The 4,692-nt window shown below is 71.9% G+C and carries 4 protein-coding genes; 3 read left to right on the top strand and 1 reads right to left on the bottom strand.

The genetic code is table 11. The annotated features are described in order from the left end of the window. Positions 1-437, bottom strand: a 437-nt coding sequence (locus tag ACQKIP_RS40255) for a siderophore-interacting protein (RefSeq protein ID WP_427745308.1), incomplete at its 3' end; no start/stop codon positions are given. A 143-nt stretch (positions 438-580) separates the two neighbouring features. On the opposite strand from ACQKIP_RS40255, the gene ACQKIP_RS40250 reads away from it, so the two are divergent. The 3 genes from ACQKIP_RS40250 to ACQKIP_RS40240 all read left to right on the top strand — a co-directional run. Then, positions 581-2,236, top strand: a complete 1,656-nt coding sequence (locus ACQKIP_RS40250) for an AraC family transcriptional regulator (protein ID WP_365866498.1) — start codon at positions 581-583, stop codon at positions 2,234-2,236. A 366-nt stretch (positions 2,237-2,602) separates the two neighbouring features. Further along, entirely contained in the window at positions 2,603-3,259 is a 657-nt protein-coding gene (locus tag ACQKIP_RS40245) for a TetR/AcrR family transcriptional regulator (RefSeq protein ID WP_365866500.1), read from the top strand. Continuing rightward, a partial coding sequence (locus ACQKIP_RS40240; protein WP_427745307.1) for an MFS transporter occupies positions 3,256-4,692 on the top strand: 1,437 nt, incomplete at its 3' end. The genes ACQKIP_RS40245 and ACQKIP_RS40240, both read left to right, overlap by 4 nt.

Raw genomic sequence — 4,692 nt, 5'->3', positions numbered from 1 at the left:
AACGCCTTCGAGGTGCGCGGGCCGCTGAGGTGGATCCGCTCACCCGGCGCAGCGCGGTAGGCCCATGTCGTTCCCACGCCCACCCCGTGCTTGACGAAGTCCACGTCCAGCTCGCCGGTCTTGGGGTCCCACCGGCGGACCGTGTAGGCCCGCGACAGGGGGCGGGGGTCCTTGGGCACGATCAGCTTCGCCTCGCCCTGGACCGGGAGTACCGGCTCGCTCTGCCCCGGGTAGGGAAAGTAGAGCGCGAGGTCGTCGTCGAAACCCGGGGAGTCGAAGGCAGGCCGCGCGAAGCCGTCCGCCGTGGTGAACGCGCCCAGTTGTGCGCCGCCAAGCGTGACCCGCCGCATCCCCGGGGTGAGGTCGACGATCCGGACCACCTCGACCGCACGCAGGGTCGGCGGGTGCACGGTGAGTCGGCGCGAGGTCTTGGGCATACGGGGAAACCGAACTTTCTCATCGCTTCGAGGGCAGGAGCCGCACGCCGGCATCGGGGAGGCGCGCTCCGGGTAAGGTTAGGGGAACCTTACCTGGGAAGGTGTGCGCAGACTGCCGTGCAGTTAGGACATACGGTGAGGGCATGACCGTGCCCTCACCGCTCGCCGCCGGTGCCAGCCGCCCTCCGACGGTTCCGGGCGCGCGGTGGAGTCCGGCGGACGCGCCTGTGCGACCGCTGCTGCTGTGGGTGCGCACCGGCACTGCGCACGTGCGCCTCGACGACGAGCCGACCCTCCACCTCAAGGCCGGTGAAGGCGCCTGGATTCCAGCGGACGACCGGGCCGGGATTCCCGCAGACGGCCGGGCGCAGCGGGCGATCACCACCGAGCCGGGCACGGTCGCCTTCCCGTTGTGCCCCCACGCCGGCGTCGGCGCCCGGGGGCTGCCCGAACTGACACGGTTCGACGTTCCCGGCGACTGGCAGGATTGGTTGATCCAGCTCTTCAACCTTCAGGTCACTCCGTTCAACGGCCACGGATACTCCCCCGAGGCGATCGCCGACCTCCTTCGGCGCCCCGGCGCGCGCCCGCCGACGCCCTCGGGACTCGCGCACGACCCGGGCCCCAAGGGCGTCTCCTCGCCCGCGATGCCGCGAGCCCGTGGCGCCAGAGCCGTCGCCGAGGAACTGGTGCGCGACCCCGGACTCGACCTCACCGTCGAGCGATGGGCATCGCGGGTGCTCTCCAGCGCACGCACCCTTCGCCGTGACTTCCTCGCCGACACCGGACTTACCTTCGAACAGTGGCGGCTGCACTGCCGGCTCGGCGCCGCCGCGGAGTTCCTCGCCGCCGGTTACGACGTGGACCAGGTGGCCGCCCTGGTGGGCTTCGCCAGCCGCAACGGCCTCACCCGGGCCTTCAAGGGACGGTTCGGACTGACCCCCCACGAGTTCGGACGCAGGCTCTTCGCCCGACCCGGCGCCGGTGGGCTGACCCAACGGGCGGCGGCGGCACGGCAGACCGACGACCTGATCCGGATGATGCGCGAGACAGACACACCCGCCGCGCCCGAGATGCTGCCCCCGGCCAACACGCCCTCACACACCAACGACATCCACGTCCTGAGCTGGATGTACCGGGGCAGCGGGTACCTGGACATCGGCGACCAGCGCTACGAGCGGGAACGAGGGGTGGCAACCTGGATCCCGGCACATCTGGAGCATGTCACCGGCCTCCGCGAGAACTCCGTCTCCCTGCCGCTGGGCAACGCGAGCACCGCCGACCTCCAGCTGACCGCGCCGCTGCAGGTGCGCTTCTCGCCCGCGTGGGACGACTACTTGATGTTCTGCTCGATCAGCGCCCGGTCCGCTCTGCGCCCCGACGACCACAACCCTCGCCACATCCTCGACCTGTTCGCGGAACAGGTCACCGCGCAGCGAGCGCTGTCGGTGCCGATGCCCACCGATCCACGCGCACGTGCTGTCGCGATGGAGTGCCTGCGCCGCATCGGCGAGCCTGGCGGGGCTCATGATGTCGAGGCCGGCAGGACGCAGGATGCCGATATCCGCGCCGAGATCCACCGCGCTTTCCGCGACGAGACAGGCATGACACTGGGCCGCTGGCGCTACGCGGCCCGCATGCGCATCGCCCGCGACCTGCTCGCCGGGGGCGCCCCGCCCAGCACCGTCGCGCGCCGGATCGGGTACGCCCACCTCCCCACATTCAGTGCCGCCTTCTCCCGCTTCCACGGACTCTCCCCTCGCGAGTACCAGGACCGCGAGGCGGCCAAGAGCCGGTGAGAGGACGTTCAACCCCGAACCGCCGGCCGACCAACGCACCTCCTCCGCCAAGAGACTCGCCGTCCGCTCACAGTGGCCTTCCGCCCCGCCCAAGACGTAAGCGGCCCTGCCCAGAGGGCCGGGCTGCGCCCGCGGGGATCGTCACCGGCGTCGGCGCCACCAGCGACCCAGCAGGGAGAGGGCGTTTCCGCAAGGACCGCGGAGTGTGTCAGCTGGGCCATCAAGTGCCGGTACACGAGGGGCCCTTGCGAAGTCCGTCGCGGCCGCGAGGGCGGCCCGGTCGGCGTCCTGCCCCCGGAGCAGGTCGACCGAGGCCTGCGCAAGACGGGAGTAGACAGTGTCTACGGCCGGTGGTAGACACTGTCCATGACTGATGAGGCCTCCCTTCGGGAGCGGTTGATCGATGTGGGGGTCGACCTCGTGCTGACCGAGGGCTCCGCGTCCGTGGGCCTGAGGGAGATAGCCCGTCGAGCGGGAGTGTCGCACGGGGCGCCGCGTCGGTACTTCCCCACGCACCACGCGCTGCTGTCGGCTGTCGCCCGTCGCGGTTTCGAGGACCTCGGAGCCCGATTCGCGACCGAGGTCGCCGGCACGACCACACCGCGCGGCGAGCTGGAGGCCCTCGCGCGCACGTACGTCGGGTACGCGGCTGAACGCCGCGGCATGTTCGAGCTCATGTGGCGGCACGACCTGCTCGACAGCACGCCGCAGCCATCGGACCAACCGCGGCTGCGCGAGGCGACCCTCCCGCTGTTCGAACACATCACCGAACTCGTCGCCCGGTGCCGATCGGAGTGGGCTGCCACGCAACGCACCGGCGGGCCGGACGCGGCCGTACCGCCGCCCGCCGTGGCCGCCGCCGCCCTGTGGTCGAACCTGCACGGCATCGCCCAGCTGTGGACCTGGGGCAGCCTGCAACTCGCCCTGGGGGCGCCGCCGCTGGGCTGTGACCCCGGCGACGACCAACGCGAGCGACTCATCACGGCAGTGCTGGACGCCCACCTCGGCCCGGTGACCTCATGACAGCGCTCCTGCAGCGGCATCTCGCACTTCTGGCCAGCGTGGCCGGCGCCATGATCGTCGCACTGGACGGCACCATCCTGCTCGTGGCACAGCCCAGCCTGCAGCGGGATCTCGGCGCGAGCACGGCGCAGATCCAGTGGACGAGCACCGGCTATCTGGTGGCGGTGGCCGCGTTGCTCGTCATCGCCGGACGTCTCGGGGATCGTTACGGGCATCCTCGCCTCCTGCTCGTCGGCGTCCTCGGCTTCGGGGCCGCCTCCGCCGGGATCGCGCTCGCGCCGACCGTCGGCTGGGTGATCGTCCTGCGCGCGATGCAGGGCGGGTTCGGCGCGCTCCTGCAGCCCGCGACGCTCGCGCTGCTGCGGCTGGCCTATCCCGCAGACCGGCTCGGCACGCCCATCGCCATCCGCACCGGCGCGATCGCGGTGGCGGCGGTGTCCGGTCCGATCCTCGGCGGTGTACTCGTGGCGCATCTGGGCTGGCGCGCCGTGTTCTGGGTCAACGTTCCTGTCGCGTTGGTCATCGCCGCTCTCGCCCTCGCCCTGCGAACGCCGGCACCGGAACGAGCCAACTCCTCGCGGCTCAACCTCACCGGTGCCGCCCTGCTCGCGATCGCACTCGCAGTCCTGGTTCACACCCTGGCCAACGCACCCGCACGGGGGTGGACCGCCTTGCCGACGCTGCTCGAACTCCTTGCCGTCATCGGTATCGCAGCGGTACTGGCCCGGCACGAGCGCCGCACCACGAACCCCATCGTTCCGCCGGCCGTAGCGCGGTCCGCGCCCGTGACGGCGTCGATGGCACTCCTGCTGGTCACCACCGCCGGCCTGTTCGGCGCACTGTTCAGGGCCACGTTCTACCTCCAGGACATACTCGGCCTCGACCCCCTCGCCAGCGGTCTGCGCGTCCTTCCGCTGACCGCGCTCATGGTCCTCGGTGCACCAGCCGCGGTCGCCGCGCTGCGCCGCTACGGTGCGCGGCGCACCGCGATCGCCGGCACGGCCCTCGTCGCGGCCGGCATCGCGGGGCTGGCCCGGATCGGTCCGGCCAGCCCGTGGCCGGCCATGACCGCAGCCTTCGCCGTCATCGGTGCCGGGTTCGCCACAGTGATGGTCACTGCCACCGGCGCCGTCGTCGGCGACGCCCCGCCCGGGTACGCCGGGGTCGTCGGCGGGCTCAAGCAGACCGCCATGAACATCGGGCCGACCCTCGGCATCGCCGTCGCGGCCAGCACGACCGGATCCGCTGCTCCCACGCTGAGCCCTGCCCTGCTGGTCCTGGCCGCACTCGCCGCGCTCGGCCTGCTGCCCGCGTCACAACTCCCCCCTCGCCCGGCACACCAGGAAGCACGCGACACGACCTCCGCGCAGCCGGCGCAAGGACCAACACCGCAGGCAACACCCGCTCCACGCACAAACAACAGGCCCTCGGGC

Source organism: Streptomyces sp. NPDC059900 (assembly GCF_050270335.1).
GTDB lineage: Bacteria > Actinomycetota > Actinomycetes > Streptomycetales > Streptomycetaceae > Streptomyces.
Note: the sequence above shows the minus strand (reverse complement) of the source record. Positions and strands in the feature narration are given on the sequence as shown.

Coding starts and splice junctions, on each gene's coding strand:
- ACQKIP_RS40250 (WP_365866498.1), top strand. CDS start 581: ATGACCGTGCCCTCACCGCTCGCCGCCGGTGCCAGCCGCCCTCCGACG.
- ACQKIP_RS40245 (WP_365866500.1), top strand. CDS start 2,603: ATGACTGATGAGGCCTCCCTTCGGGAGCGGTTGATCGATGTGGGGGTC.